This window comes from Niabella soli DSM 19437, from assembly GCF_000243115.2.
Classification (GTDB): Bacteria; Bacteroidota; Bacteroidia; order Chitinophagales; family Chitinophagaceae; genus Niabella; species Niabella soli.
Window position 1 is genome coordinate 3,330,478 of the sequence record NZ_CP007035.1, and the last position, 13,680, is coordinate 3,344,157.

11 protein-coding genes are annotated in these 13,680 nt (G+C 45.3%); 5 read left to right on the forward strand and 6 right to left on the reverse strand.

The window, feature by feature from the left end:
* The first annotated feature begins 14 nt into the window (after nt 1–14).
* From NIASO_RS14150 to NIASO_RS14160, 3 genes are all read left to right on the forward strand, one after another.
* A complete protein-coding gene (locus NIASO_RS14150) occupies nt 15–1,340 on the forward strand; it encodes a Gfo/Idh/MocA family protein (protein WP_008586874.1) in 1,326 nt (441 codons plus the stop codon).
* Between the two features lie 274 nt (nt 1,341–1,614).
* Complete coding sequence (locus NIASO_RS14155; RefSeq protein ID WP_008586876.1) at nt 1,615–2,091, forward strand: hypothetical protein; 477 nt, start codon at nt 1,615–1,617, stop codon at nt 2,089–2,091.
* A 2-nt stretch (nt 2,092–2,093) separates the two neighbouring features.
* Nucleotides 2,094–2,810 carry a hypothetical protein gene (locus tag NIASO_RS14160; protein WP_008586878.1) on the forward strand — a complete coding sequence of 239 codons (717 nt, stop codon included), beginning with the start codon at nt 2,094–2,096 and terminating at the stop codon, nt 2,808–2,810.
* 5 nt (nt 2,811–2,815) lie between these two features.
* Here the strand turns inward: NIASO_RS14160 and NIASO_RS14165 are convergent, their stop codons facing one another.
* From NIASO_RS14165 to NIASO_RS19740, 3 genes are read right to left on the reverse strand one after another with little or no spacing between them, the layout of a single operon-like run.
* Nucleotides 2,816–3,922 carry a TlpA disulfide reductase family protein gene (locus tag NIASO_RS14165; protein WP_008586880.1) on the reverse strand — a complete coding sequence of 369 codons (1,107 nt, stop codon included), beginning with the start codon at nt 3,920–3,922 and terminating at the stop codon, nt 2,816–2,818.
* 8 nt (nt 3,923–3,930) lie between these two features.
* A complete protein-coding gene (locus NIASO_RS14170) occupies nt 3,931–4,686 on the reverse strand; it encodes a LytR/AlgR family response regulator transcription factor (RefSeq protein WP_008586882.1) in 756 nt (251 codons plus the stop codon).
* On the reverse strand, nt 4,683–6,389 hold the full coding sequence (locus NIASO_RS19740) for a sensor histidine kinase (protein WP_025298994.1): 1,707 nt from the start codon (nt 6,387–6,389) through the stop codon (nt 4,683–4,685). Before NIASO_RS19740 ends, NIASO_RS14170 begins: the two co-directional genes overlap by 4 nt.
* Before the next feature lie 420 nt (nt 6,390–6,809).
* Here NIASO_RS19740 and lysS point away from each other — a divergent pair, with 420 nt between their 5' ends.
* Both lysS and NIASO_RS14190 read left to right on the forward strand, forming a co-directional pair.
* Nucleotides 6,810–8,333 carry a lysine--tRNA ligase gene (gene lysS, locus NIASO_RS14185; RefSeq protein ID WP_025298996.1) on the forward strand — a complete coding sequence of 508 codons (1,524 nt, stop codon included), beginning with the start codon at nt 6,810–6,812 and terminating at the stop codon, nt 8,331–8,333.
* Between the two features lie 64 nt (nt 8,334–8,397).
* Nucleotides 8,398–9,492, forward strand: coding sequence for an aminotransferase class V-fold PLP-dependent enzyme (locus NIASO_RS14190; protein ID WP_008586888.1), 1,095 nt, complete (start codon nt 8,398–8,400; stop codon nt 9,490–9,492).
* Between the two features lie 24 nt (nt 9,493–9,516).
* Here the strand turns inward: NIASO_RS14190 and NIASO_RS14195 are convergent, their stop codons facing one another.
* The 3 genes from NIASO_RS14195 to NIASO_RS14205 form a co-directional block, all read right to left on the reverse strand.
* Nucleotides 9,517–10,224: an MIP/aquaporin family protein gene (locus NIASO_RS14195; RefSeq protein WP_008586890.1), complete on the reverse strand. Its 708-nt coding sequence runs from the start codon at nt 10,222–10,224 to the stop codon at nt 9,517–9,519.
* A 112-nt stretch (nt 10,225–10,336) separates the two neighbouring features.
* On the reverse strand, nt 10,337–11,833 hold the full coding sequence (gene glpK / locus NIASO_RS14200; RefSeq protein ID WP_008586892.1) for a glycerol kinase GlpK: 1,497 nt from the start codon (nt 11,831–11,833) through the stop codon (nt 10,337–10,339).
* Nucleotides 11,834–11,972: 139 nt separating this feature from the next.
* A complete protein-coding gene (locus NIASO_RS14205) occupies nt 11,973–13,676 on the reverse strand; it encodes a calcineurin-like phosphoesterase C-terminal domain-containing protein (RefSeq protein ID WP_008586893.1) in 1,704 nt (567 codons plus the stop codon).
* Nucleotides 13,677–13,680 lie beyond the last annotated feature (4 nt).

Consider the following 13,680-nt stretch of genomic DNA (forward strand, 5'->3'; position numbering starts at 1 on the left):
TACAAACGGTTGCCATGAACTCAAGAAGAAAATTCATTACCAATGCCTCATTGCTGACATTCGGCGGATGGGCCTTACAGTCCTTTAATACAAAAAACTTTTCACGCGGTAATATCGCTGCCGCGGACCAGATCAATATCGGCGCCATCGGCATTAACGGCATGGGTTGGTCAGATACATTATCTATGCTCAAAAATGCAGGAGTAAACCTGGTGGCGCTTTGCGATGTGGACAAAAACGTATTGAACAAACGCATGGCGGAGCTTTCAAAAAAGAATATCGATACGGCTAAAATAAAAACCTATGGCGACTATCGCGCCTTGCTGGATCGCAAGGATATTGATGCGGTGATCATTGGCACACCGGACCACTGGCACGCCCTCATCATGATCCACGCCCTGCAGGCCGGAAAAGACGTGTATGTTGAAAAGCCCGTGGGTAATTCTATTCAGGAATGCAGGACCATGGTGGCTGCGCAGGAAAAATACAATAAAGTGGTGCAGGCAGGCCAATGGCAGCGCAGCCAGCAGCATTTTCGCGATGCGATCGATTTTGTGCATTCCGGTCAGTTGGGCAACATCAGGACGGTAAAGGTTTGTTGCTACCAGGGCTGGATGAAGCCCGGGCCCAAAGTGGCAGACAGTGCGCCACCTGCCGGTGTGGATTACAAACAATGGCTGGGGCCCGCCAAAACCCGGCCCTTCAACAGCAGCCGGTTCCATTTTAATTTTCGCTGGTTCTGGGACTATGCCGGCGGGTTAATGACCGACTGGGGCGTGCACCTGATCGATTATGCCATTTTTGGTATGAACGCCCCCGTCCCCAAAACCGTTTCTGCTTTAGGTGGTGATTTTGCTTACCCCGATCTGTACCAGGAAACACCGGACACCCTTACTGCACTTTATGAATTCGACAATTTTAACCTGGTTTGGGATCATGCCATGGGCATCGATAACGGCAATTTTGGAAGAGACCACAGCATCGCCTTTATAGGCAATAATGGCACCCTGGAACTGGACCGCGGCGGCTGGGAGGTGATCGAAGAAAAGCGCAGCGACAAAAAAGTAAGCGTCGCCCGCAAAAGCCCTACCGACAACGGGCTGGATAAACACACAGAAAATTTTATTAAAGTAGTGCGCTCGCGCAAACTAAACGATCTGAACTGCTCCATACAAACCGGCGCCCATATCGCCACCGTTTGCCAGATGGGCAATATTGCCTTCCGCAGCGGCCAGAAAGTGGTTTGGGATAAAAACAAAAAGCAGTTTACCAACAACGGGTTGAACGCAAAATACATGATGGCTTCCTATAATAACGGGTATCAGCTACCGAAGATTTAGCTTATGGGCACTTTTATTTTTGCCAGATCAATTTAATCCTGCTGCTTCGATAAACTTTTCCCGGCTCAAGTCGCTCATAACGGTGATGCTATTGGGGTGTACGGTTCCTTTCTGATCTATTACAACATAGGTTGGATAACCGCCCTCTGCATTTAACTTCTTCCGGAGCGCCGCTTCCAACTCCTGGTTAATGAAGATATGCGTGCCGAAAGGTTTGTCTTATTTTGATTTCTGCAAGCTTTCCGATATCTTAGAGTTCCGGACACTAAGATAAATGAAAATACCTTCTAAACTATTTCTTCTGATTTTTTTGTTGTACTGTCAAAAGGACGCGGCAGCACGAATACACATCCGCTACAGCAGTTATCAGGAATTAAAACCGGCGGCGGACCTGCCCAATACAACAACTTATCTTATTACAAAAGAGCCGGGCTGGAAAGAAGATCACTATCTGGACCTGGCTACACTTACTGTCGAATACGGATTTAATAAAATAATTCCTATCTGGGTAAAAGAGCCGCCCCGTCTGGTGGGTTATGATAAGCTAACGGGGAAGTATTATGAATTGAGTCCGGAAGAGCTTCATATAATATTAAAAGAAAATAGCCTGGATGCAAAACAACTGCTCCGGATTAGTTTTTATAAACGGCATGGCGGCAAAGTTTTTGCAGGGATCCTGGTAGTGCTCATCATTTACGGACTTATGCCCACACGCACCCGTAAAAAAATAATTACACCACAAAAAATATAACTATGCCTATCTACGTTTACATCCTCTCCGGCTTTATTATTATCTATGCACTGGTTTTTCTTTTATATAAAAATAGGATGCGAAAAACAGCCGACACCTTCAACAACCTGGACCTGAACAGTGAGGCCCGCAATGCGGCCACCTATCAAATGGACTATCTTGAGGGAGGCTATGCCTTTATCAAAGAGCAGCTCAAAACAACTCCTGTTGACGCTTTTACATCTGCCCGGGCACAACATACCCCTACAGACGAGGCAAAGGATATGGCAAAAAACTTGGTGAAGGGCGCCGCCACAATGGGAACCGTGCGTTTCAGAACCGTTCATACGCCGAAGTATCTGGTACTAAGCGGCGACAGCCTCCATTTGCTGGATACAGATAAAAATGGCGATATATCCGCACACCTCATTTTTGACCGGCAGCGGTTAACAAATTCCACATTGCAGGAAACCACCAAACCGGGCGGGTCTTCTTTTATGCAGCAAAAATTTGGCAACTACTCCCTGCGCACGTACAAGCTTTCATTAAATACAGATGATCAGCCCATCGTGCTGGACCTGTATTCTTCCTTTTTAAATATAGGCCCGCAAAACCAGGGCTCGGTTGCCCTCCGGGTGCAGGATATGGTACCGCAATTCGTTGTGGGCGGGAATTTTTTAAATAAGCTGGGCAATAAATACCCGAATTTGAAGGTAACTACGGACCTGCCGAATATTTAAGCATCTTACCACCCCTGCTTCTTTATTTCCTGTTCTATGGTTCCCGCTGTTACCCATATCTGACCATCATCATCATGGCTCAGCACGTTATAATTTCCATCCAGCAAAAACCGGAAGGGAATAAAGGATACCGCATATTTTTTTGCCAGGGGGCTTTCCCAATTTTTTAAATCAGAGACGTTGATCCAATGGCTAATTTTATCTTCTTTGATCGCCTCCAGCCATTTTTCGCGGTCGTTGTCAAGCGAAACACTTACTATTTCTAAACCTCGGTCTGCATATTTTTTATACAGCTCTATTAGACGCGGATGCGTGATTCTGCATGGGCCGCAATCACTTGCCCAAAAGTCAATCAAGATCAGTTTTTTATTTTTAACATCAGAGAGCCGGAAGTCTTTCCCATCAGCGGTTTTCATTGAAAACTTTTCAAAGCCTCCTTCTTTAGCAATAATACTGTTTCGCTGCAATCCTTTTAAAAGTCGTTGTATTTCTTCGGTTGCCTGTTGGGCAGACGAAAGTTTTGCTATCAGAGCCTTTGTTCCCTCATCCCCGGTATAGTATTTTGAAGTGCGAATAATATTCGGCAATACTTTGGATTCCGGGTATTTTTTTATAATGCTGTCAACATAGTGGAATGCCAGCGCTTTTTGCTTTTCCCTAATAGCCACTTTCTGCTCTTCGGTTATTATTCGGGGTTCAGGAATTTTTTCATCTTCAGGGTCATACGTGCCAAAACCCCTATAGGCTGCATTTCCATAATCGTTATAGATCATTGCATCCAATGGTCCTATTAGTTTTGATGTGCGCATTAAAACGGATTGAATGTCCTTCATTTTTATTTCCTTACACTCCAGTGTATATACTCCGCTTTCCAGCCAGATGCTGCTGGCGCCCGAGCTATCGGTCATTATTAATGCAATACCCGGTTCCTTTATATTGCCACTTACTTCAAAGCTGCCATCAGGTTTTATAAGGGCATCGGGAAGGCCGGAAATCTTAACTTTCCTACAATTGCTTAGCAGCTTTGTTTTGCCATGAATAGTAACGTGCTGCTGGGCAAAAGCGCCGGCGCAAAAAACAGAGAGGGTAATTATTGATAACAACGTCTTCATTTTATTTTTTATTTCAGATATATTAAAACATTTGCAACATATTCTTTTTTGCTTTTTGAAACAGGGATCTCATCACCATTTTCAAAGACCAGATAACCGCCATCACCTCTTGCCCAACTTTTGATATACGCTTTGTTCACCAGATGGGATTGGTGACAACGCAGAAATCCAAAGTCTGCCAATAATTCTTCGTATTCATAAATAGGTCTGGAAACCATAATCTTTTCTCCGCCTGAAAGATAAAAGGTAGTGTATGCGTTAGACGATTCACAACGGATGATCTCACGCGGATATACAAACCGTGTTTCTTTTAAAGCGGGCAGTGCAAGTTTATGAGCCGTTCTTTCATCCCGGTTTCTGATAAGAGCCAGCAGGTTGTCAAGCTCCTTGTTATGTTTCTTTGTTTTTATTCTTTCTGTGGCTTTTTCAACTGCCAATTGCAACTCTTTAATATTAATGGGCTTTAATAAATAATCAACTGCTGAAAATTTTATGGCTTGTATGCCATACTGGTCAAAAGCTGTGATCAGTATGATCTCAAAATTATTTTCACCGAGTGCTTCCAGCATCTGAAATCCACTTTTACCCGGCATTTGAATATCCAGGAACACCAGGTCGGGGTTCACTGATGTTATCAGTGAGGCGCCATTATCGGCATTCATTGCAGTACCGGCAATCACTACCTCAGTACAATACTTTTTTAATAGTCCATCAAGGTTGTCGATATTATTTACTTCGTCATCTATAATTACGGCACGTGTCATAATAGCCAGTTGTTAAATATGAAAGTGACAATTGTTCCCTGTTCTATATTTTTAATATTCCATCCAATTTGACGATCCTTTAGTGTTTTGTTCAACAGCCTTATCCGCTCCTCCGTAAGTTTTAACCCGTATCCGTTTCTGGCCCTTGGGTTAAACCCTGATCCATTGTCTGCAATACAAACGACAAGATTATCTTCGTTTATTTTGTAATCAATTGTCAATAGTCCCTTGTCATAATAATTGGAAATACCGTGTTTAACCGCATTTTCAATCACAGGTTGCAACAGCAACGCCGGCACTTCTATTTCGGTTTTATTGATCGCTTTCTCCAATGCTATTTCAAACCTAAAGCCGAAACGGAGTTGTTCCAGTTTCAAATAATTTTCAATCAACTCCAGGTCTTTTGAAAGGCTGACAAATTCTTTTTCGCTTTGGCTTAAAGAATTGCGTAGCAGCAAACTAAAGTCATTCAAATAACGGTAGGCGCCTTCAATGTCGTTTTTAGTAATTAGCCCCTGTATAGAACTCAGCGCGTTAAAGACAAAATGTGGGTTAAATTGCGATTTGATGGATTTGATCTCTGCCTGCGTCAGTTGCCTTTTTGCTTCTTCTTTTTTAAATTTTGCTTTCTGCCGGCGGTTTATTAGCAAAAGATAAGCCGATGTAAATGCCAGAGAAGACAATATCCCCGCAATCATTTTAAACCATAGGGTCTGGTACCAATACGGTTGCACGTAGAAAGTATACACCGTTACATTCTGCCGCTGTATACTAAAACGCACCTTCAACTGATGACTTCCGGGCGGAATGTTTTTAAGCCATATAAAATTAAGGTCAAAGTCATTGGGCTTCCAGCCGGTGCTGTCTTTGCCGGATAGCAGGTTGTATTCTAAAATTTCTTTAGATTTAACAATATCATCGAGATAAAAAATAAGGTTGTTTTCCCCTGGTTTAAACTTCTTTGGCAGTTTTTCTATGCTGTCTTTAGAGGGTAACCAATCTTCGTAGTTTTCGAATAATTGAGGCGGCTTCCATTGCTTTTTAAAGGTCTCCAAAAAACCGGACATTTGATCTGTAGTGAAAACGTTCACAATAGAAGGAGTACGACTAAGCCACAAGGCCGATTGCCTGGCCTGTATTAATGCTGGCTTATTTTTCCTGCGCACTTCAAAAACAAGCCGGTTGCCGGCGGTGGATTTAAACTGTCCAAGATAGGCGCCAACGGTATCAGCAGCCGTTCTGTTTATTTGTTGAGTATAATTATAAAAAATCCATTTATAAAAAAGTGTGGGAGTATGCCACGGTACTACAACCTCTGTTTGATTCCTGAGAACTCTGAACTCATATTCCGTTGCATTTTCTTTATTAATGCCTTCTACTATAACAATGATTCCTGTTGAATCAAAAACAGGAATGGCATATTGCCCTGCATAAGTATAGGTCATCATCATGGAGTGATCTATCGTATCATTCGGATACTTCTTAAGTTCAGGAATTTTCCGGAGCACCGTTTTATTGCTTACTGCAAGGTTATTGGAATACAGTGTTATCATCATTAGATAAGGATCTCTGGAGTGAGCAGATAGATTCTTTCTCTCATTATAAACATCGGACGATTGCATTGAGTACATTGTCATCGAAAAATATTTCCGGATGGAGTCGCCATGGGTATCGCCCGTAAGCACCGGGTTGATCTTGTCCATTATAAACGGTTGCCCGAAACAATTGATTGTCAACAATAAAATTCCTAGAATGTAGATTACCGGTTTCATTTACATAACAAATCAACATAAATAATATTTCCAAATAATTGCAGTTTTGAAAACATCCTGTTTGGCTTTGAATTCGGCAATAATATGTTTCTCTGCCGCAATGACTTTGCTGTTATAGCCCTTAACTGTCTTTCCTTTTTCAATGGGCACGCAGTTGGATATAGTTTTCAGAGCTCGATTGTTGCTGTTTTGCAATTATGTGCATTTTAACTGATGCTAATTTACAGGCAATTGCATCGAAAATTATTTTTCGCCGAGAATTTAATCCGCCCCGCCAAGTTCTGGCAAAATCAGGAATTCGTAAATCTTAAATACCAGCTATCTTTGCACCTCATTTTCAACAATAGATTCATGAGCACACAATCTTTTTCCGAGCAGGAAAAAATAAGAAGAGAGAAATTACAGAAATTGAGAGCCGCAGGGATTGACCCATACCCGGCGCCATTATTCCCGGTGAGCCACTACTCCGCGGATATAAAGGCCCAATTTACAGAAGAAACAAAGGAAAACTTTGCCCGGGTATCCCTCGCGGGACGTATTATGAGCATTAACGACAAGGGAAAAGTGTTCTTCATAAAAATACAGGATAAACAGGGGCTGATCCAGCTATATGTAAAAAGGGATGAACTGTACCCCGGCGAGGATAAAAGCGCCTGGGATGTTTTGGTGAAACACGGACTGGACCTTGGTGATTTTATCGGGGTTACGGGCTATGTATTCATAACAAAAACAGGGGAGACCTCCCTCCACACCCAAACACTCACCCTGCTGTCAAAATCATTAAAACCCCTTCCCGTGGTTAAGCGCGATGAAGAGGGGAACGTTTTTGACGAGGTGACAGATCCCGAATTCAAATACCGCCAGCGTTATGTGGACCTGGTGATCAATGCATCAGTGAAGGAGACGTTTGTCAAGCGGACTAAAATGATCAATTCTATCCGTGAATTTCTAAATGCGCAGGGCGCCTTAGAGGTAGATACGCCCGTTTTGCAGTCGATCCCAGGCGGCGCGGCCGCCCGCCCCTTCGTTACGCACCACAACGCACTGGACGTTCCCTTTTATTTACGTATTGCTAACGAGCTTTATTTAAAAAGATTGATCGTGGGTGGTTTTGACTGGGTATATGAGTTTAGCCGCAATTTCCGTAACGAAGGGATGGACCGCACCCACAACCCCGAGTTCACCGTATTGGAATTTTATGTGGCCTACAAGGACTATTTCTGGATGATGGAAACCACCGAACAATTACTGGAAAAAGCAGCAATCGATGTAAACGGTACTACAGAGGCTGCTGTAGGCGATAAAAATATTTCCTTTAAAGCGCCCTATGCACGCGTGTCTATTTATGATGCGATAAAAGAGCATACCGGTTTCGACGTAAGCGGTCTTTCAGAAGAAGGGTTGCGCGATGTGTGTGCCAAACTGGGCATCCATACAGATAAAACCATGGGCAAAGGAAAGCTCATTGACGAGATCTTTGGCGAAAAATGTGAAGCCCATTATATACAACCCACTTTTATTATTGACTATCCCATTGAAATGAGTCCGCTTACAAAGAAGCACCGCGAAAAAGAAGGCCTGGTGGAGCGCTTTGAGCTGATGGTAAACGGAAAGGAAATAGCCAATTCCTACTCCGAATTAAATGATCCCGTTGAACAACGCTCCCGCTTCGAAGAGCAGGCAAAACTGATGGAACGAGGGGATGAGGAAGCGATGTATATCGATTATGACTTCCTCCGTGCGCTGGAATATGGTATGCCACCAACTTCAGGTATCGGCTTTGGTATCGACCGTTTGGTAATGCTGCTTACCGGTCAGCCTTCCATACAGGACGTATTATTCTTTCCGCAAATGCGGCCGGAGAAGATGGATTAAAAACATGGGTAAGACCTGTAAGGTTTTTTAAACCTTACAGGTCTTACATTTCTAAAACACACTAATGTCCACACCAACCACCCCTGTTTATTTAAACACCGCCGCCTGCGGCCTGATCCCGGGGGCCGTACAGGAAAGCGGAATGGATCTTTATAAACGCTTTACCACCAACAGCTCCCTGGCAGCCGAGCACTGGCGCGATGTACAGCGTTTTGAAATAAAGGAAACGATTGCCCGGTTCATGGGCACAACAAAAGAAAACATCGCGCTGATCCCGAATTTTTCTCATGGCATTAATGCAATTGTTCAGGCGTTAAATGGGAACGAAAAAGTACTGCTCTACAGAAAGGATTTCCCCTCCGTTTACATTCCTTTTGTCATCAACAATTTCAATATTGTATGGATAGATGATGAGGACGGTTTCCTGATCTCAATGGAAAAAATAGAAACCCTCATCCGGGAGCAAAAAATAAACCTGGTGGCAATCAGTCATGTGCAATGGCAGAGCGGCTTTAAACTGGATATTAAAACCCTTTGCAGCATTTGCCGGCAAAATAATGTTTATACAATTATTGACGCCACCCAAAGCCTGGGGGCCGTCAATATCCACCTTCCGGAAATAAACCCGGATGTATTGATCGCCAGCAACTATAAATGGATGAATGCCGGTTTTGGAAGCGGCATCTTATATATGAACGCAGCATTTGCACAACGGTACCCGGCAAAAATTTCGGGAATGCAAAGCAATACGTTTCGTTTTAACAAGGAGCATTTTGATTTTGACGGCGGCATTGAAAACTATGAACCCGGCAGCATCAATATGTTTGGCTTTTGTCTGGTTAACACTGCAATCGAAGAAAAAAACAAAACAGGCATTGCGGTTATTGACGCGCAGAACACCGCTCTTACAAAAACACTTTTGGAAAAGCTTTCAATACTGCCTGTGCAACTCATCGGTCCCGCCACAATGGACAATCGTTGTTCTATCCTGGTGCTGAAAGAGGAGCGGGGACTGCACCAGCATTTAGCAAACAATACTATTATAACCACGGGTAGGAACGGATTGGTGCGCATCAGCATGCACTACCATAATACGGTTGCAGATATAGAAACCCTGGTGACCTGTATACAGGATTGGGCGCAGGCGACAAACCTGTGAGGTTCTTGCAAACCTCACAGGTCTCTAATTCAGGCACTGAAATACTATCGCGGCCAGCACCGCACCGATAATTGGCCCCACAATGGGCACCCAGGCATAGCCCCAATCGCTGGGCCCCTTTTTTCCAATAGGCAAAATAGCATGCATCAGCCGGGGACCAAAATCCCTCACCGGATTGATGGCATAACCCGTAGGGCCACCGAGGCTTAAGCCAATGCCCAGCACAATAAACGCTACAGGTAATGCATCCAGGGCCCCCAGGCTATTTGCCGGCGCAATAATAAACAGTACCGTCAGGATCAGGATAAAGGTTCCGATCAATTCCGTAAGCATATTATTCAAAGGGCTGCGGATCGCCGGTGCCGTGCTAAAAGTAGCCAGTTTCAGGCCCGTATCATCGGTAGCTAAGTAATGTTGCCGGTAGGCCAGCCAAACACCTGCCTGGCCCAGCATCGCGCCCAGCAGTTGCCCACCAAGGTATTGCGGAATTGTATTGCTGTTAATTTTCCCTAACCAGGCCAGCGCCACAGTTACGGCGGGGTTCAGATGGGCGCCGCTTGCTTTTGAGGAAACAAACACGCCTACAAAAACAGCCATCGCCCAGCCAAAAGTGATCACGATCCAGCCGCTGCTGTTTCCCTTGGTCTTATTTAAGACCACGTTCGCTACCACCCCATTCCCCAGGATAATGAGCAAAAAGGTTCCAACCAATTCTCCGGTAAAAATATTCATATAAAATTCGTTTATCGTTTGAAGTTTTTTGTTTGAGGTTAGCCTCCGTGTATTCTATACCTTATCGTTTTCGTTTTGAAGTCTGTTATTTTGACGTTTTCAACTTCAAACATCAGACTTCTTCCGTCCAGGCCTGGGCTGCTTTTACCGCACGCTTCCAGCCTCTTGTTAATTGTTCGCGCACCTCCTCCGTCATATACGGTTCAAATGCCTGGTCTACCTGCCAGTACCGTTCCACTTCTTTTATGTCATTCCAGAAACCTATTGCCAGGCCGCTAAGATATGCAGCGCCTAAAGCCGTGGTTTCCGTGATCTTCGGCCGCACCACTTTTGTATCCAGCAAATTCGCCTGGAACTGCATCAGGTAATTGTTCACCGTAGCGCCGCCATCCACCCGTACTTCTTTGATTGAAATACCGGAATCCGCTTCCATCGCCTTCAATACGTCCATGGTCTGGTAGGCGATGCTCTCTACCGCCGCCCGCGCAATATGCCCGTCGGAGCTGCCCCTGGTAAGACCGGTGATCATTCCCCGCGCATGCTGGTTCCAATAAGGCGCCCCCAGCCCGGTAAAAGCGGGCACCATGTACACGCCGCCATTATCGGGCTCCGTTGCCGTTAGCGCTTCTATATCCCCCGATTTTTGAATCAGCTTCAATCCATCGCGTAGCCACTGCACCACCGCTCCTGCAATAAATACACTGCCTTCCAGCGCGTAGCTCACTTCATCATTTATCTTCCAGGCGATGGTCGTTAACAAATTATTTTCAGACGGCACCGGCTTGGCTCCTGTATTCATCAGCATAAAACACCCCGTACCATACGTATTTTTCACCATTCCGGACTGAGTGCACATTTGACCGAATAACGCTGCCTGCTGATCTCCGGCAATACCGCTCACCGGAATTTTTGCTCCTGTTAAAACCATATCCGTATGACCGTACACCTCGCTGCTGGAACGCACTTCGGGCATCATGCTTAACGGGATGCCAAATAATTCCAGCAATTCCTTATCCCACTCCAGTGTATGAATATTGTAGGCCATGGTGCGCGATGCATTGCTGACGTCGGTTGCATGCACCTGGCCGTTGGTCAGTTTCCATAACAACCAGGAATCAACCGTTCCAAAACACAATTCGCCTTTTTCGGCCCGCTCCCTTGCCCCTTCTACGTTTTCAAGGATCCACCGGATCTTTGTTGCCGAAAAATAGGCATCGGTCACCAACCCTGTTTTTGCTTTTATGGGTGCCGAATGTCCTTCCTGCTTCAACGCATCACAATAGTCGGAGGTACGTCGATCCTGCCATACGATGGCATTATAAACGGGTTGTGACGTAGCGCGATCCCATACAACCGTTGTTTCCCGTTGATTGGTAATGCCAATGCAGGCAATGTCGGCAGCGCTTAGCCCCGCCTTCACAATGGCTTCGGCAGCCACCCCTAACTGGGTCGACCATATTTCATTGGCGTCGTGCTCCACCCAACCGGGCTTCGGAAAGATCTGTGTAAACTCTTTTTGCGCTACGGCAACAATTGTTCCGGACTTATCGAAAACAATAGCGCGGGAACTGGTGGTACCTGCATCGAAAGAGAGAATGTACTTTGGCATAGTCAACCGTTTATTTGAATTTTAAAATTAAATCCTATCGTTTCCTGTTTATAAACAGGAAGAAAGAGTGCATCAATATAAAACAAAATATTTCATTCTACGCAATTGCAATCCTTCGCCGGGGCAAAAATTGTGCCCGTCATTTCATTGATACGGTTAAAGCCTTGGGCCGTGTCATCGTTTCCGTATAAACATTCCCAAACCGGTCTGTTACCTTTATCAATACCGGCGAAGTGGGGCTTACGGCCGCAGCTTTAAACAGGTGCGCCGATGTTGTGGTACAAAAATCGCTTGTGGGCGTTGCCCCGGCGTTCAGCCGCAGCGCCTCGTAAGAAATAATATGCAGCGGATCTTTCACCTTTACACGTGTAACAGCCAGCGGCATTGTTCCGTTTTCGAACAATTCCACTTTCCAGCGTTTATCGTACCCCCAAACGTTCACCAAAATTTCGTTACCGGTATTTTTTACAGCATACGCGTCTACATAATCCGCCAAAAGTGCATCGGTGGTTTTGGGTGCATAGTTAGCAGCCGTAATATGAACCAGGTTCATATCATAAGCCCTGAACTGGTACTGCTCCTCATACCCGATTGCTTTATATAACCACTGATACCCGGTGTTATTAAATTTCCAGATGGCATAACCTCCCGGGGCGCCGTCTTTACAGATCTGATTGCCGGCATAACCGCTTTTGCCGGTCCACCACCAGGTAGCGCAAACAGCGCCGGAGTTATGCTCCATCAGCGTTGGTGAATTTTCATAAGCATAACAGATATGGGTATGCCCGGTTAATACATTTACATTGCTGAACCCGGAGAAACAGTCGATCAATGCTGATGCGTTGGTCAAATTCAGCGCTGCGGTTTCCGAAGCTGACGGGTTACCGTTTAAATGGATGTGCATGGCCAGAACAACAGGGGCCGACTTATCAGAAAGGGTTGCCAGGTCCTTTTTTAACCACGCCAACTGGTCTGCGACGATGGTTTCATTGTAGGACCGGTCGCCCAAAGTGCCCTGAGCGCCTCCTTTATTTACATACTCAATATTATCTAAAACAACATAATGTACTTTTCCAAGGTTGAACGAATAATAGGTGGGGCCCAGTGAAGCTCTGAAAGCGGCTTCTGCGGGCCAATCGGCGGCCACATAGGGGTCATTATCATGATTGCCCATGGTATGGAAGACCGGTATATTTATGTTTTTCATTACAGACAGGTATTCAGCAAAGCTGTATTTGTTCGCATACCAGTAAGCATCCCAGGTCATGTCGCCCAGTGTAAGTCCGTACACTTTGTACCCTTGCTGCCGGTAGCGATCGATGGTTGCCTTTGCATCCGGCAAAAAGCCGTTTTGAAACTGGGCAATATCATCGTTCCGGTTGGCCAGGTGCAGATCGCCAATTGCCAGCACTACATGCTTATCATTGTCTGTTTTTGTTACTGTAAAGTTTATTGTTTCCACCACGGATGCATCGGCTCCAAATGCCTGGTAAAAAACCGGGAGTATGGTATTGCCAGCGCTCACCTCATAGCCGCCGGGTACGGAAATAAAAACAAATTTTTTTGTTTTTGCGGAAGGAAGATAATAACTGCCGTCTTTGCCAGTAGTAGTAACCGCCACCCCATCTGATACCACCACACCCGGCACGCCCGCACCGGCACAGGTAACCCGCCCTTTAACCGTCATGCCGGCTACATCAGGCAGGGCGCCGCTTTCATTGCCGGAAGTTTCCGTTCCCGGTCCGGCAGCACTCCCTTTACTACACCCCCCGGCAGCCAACCCTGCACCGGCCATTGCGCCGGAAACAAGAAAGGCCCTCCTTGAAATCGTTCTGCTTTTCATACGG